The following is a 766-nucleotide window of genomic DNA, read 5'->3' on the forward strand; positions in this document are numbered from 1 at the left end:
CCGATGACCAGCGTGCGCGTCGGGTCAAGCCCATGCATGGCGCGGTCCAGGTCAAAGGGGTCGACATTCGCGCAGAAGCGGAGATCGATATTGCCAGAGGCTTTGTCCTCAAACGCGTCGGCGATCAGGCGAGGACCGAAATCAGACCCGCCGATGCCGATGTGGAGAACGGCATTGAAAGGTAGGCCAGTCGAACTCGTCACGCTGCCTGAAACAACATCCCGCGCAAAGGAGAGGGCGGGCAGAACGCTTTGCCTGACTGTCTCGGCCTCGCCTGACAATTCGGACTGCGCGCGCAATGCCCAATGCAGGGCGGGGCGCCTCTCCGAAGGGTTCACGATATCACCAGCGAACAAGCTGTCTGCAGCCGATTGAAGGTCGGAGACACGCCCAAACTGAAGCAATCCTGCTTCTGCTTCGGCGTCCAGATAGTGTCGGGAAAGGTCAATGGACCAACCTGCGGCGCGCAGCGGAGCAGAAGATGCACGCGCATCTGCGAGCGTCTTCAGAGAAGTCTGGCTTACCCGGTCGGCATGAGGCTTGAGGTCGGTGGTCATGTCATTGTCCTAGCGTAAGTTCTGGCTGTTTCCGCTTATCCGGGGTTTCCGACCGGGGCAAGACTGGAAACTAGACCGCAGTGAACTGGCATTTGCGTGCTTGAAACCCACGCCGCACATGGCTATGAGGCGCGTTTAACAGGCTATTCGGCCTGGTGTTCATGCGTCCGGCGGGCCGGACACCTAATTTGAATAAAGGAGAGGCCCGA

1 pseudogene is annotated in these 766 nt (G+C 59.3%); it reads right to left on the reverse strand.

Going from position 1 to position 766, the window contains the following annotated elements:
* A pseudogene (locus B4F73_RS07475) lies at positions 1–557 on the reverse strand (glucose-6-phosphate isomerase); the annotation flags it as partial.
* Positions 558–766: the final 209 nt, after the last annotated feature.

The organism is Hyphomonas sp. UBA3601 (assembly GCF_002375605.1).
Taxonomy (GTDB): Bacteria; Pseudomonadota; Alphaproteobacteria; order Caulobacterales; family Hyphomonadaceae; genus Hyphomonas.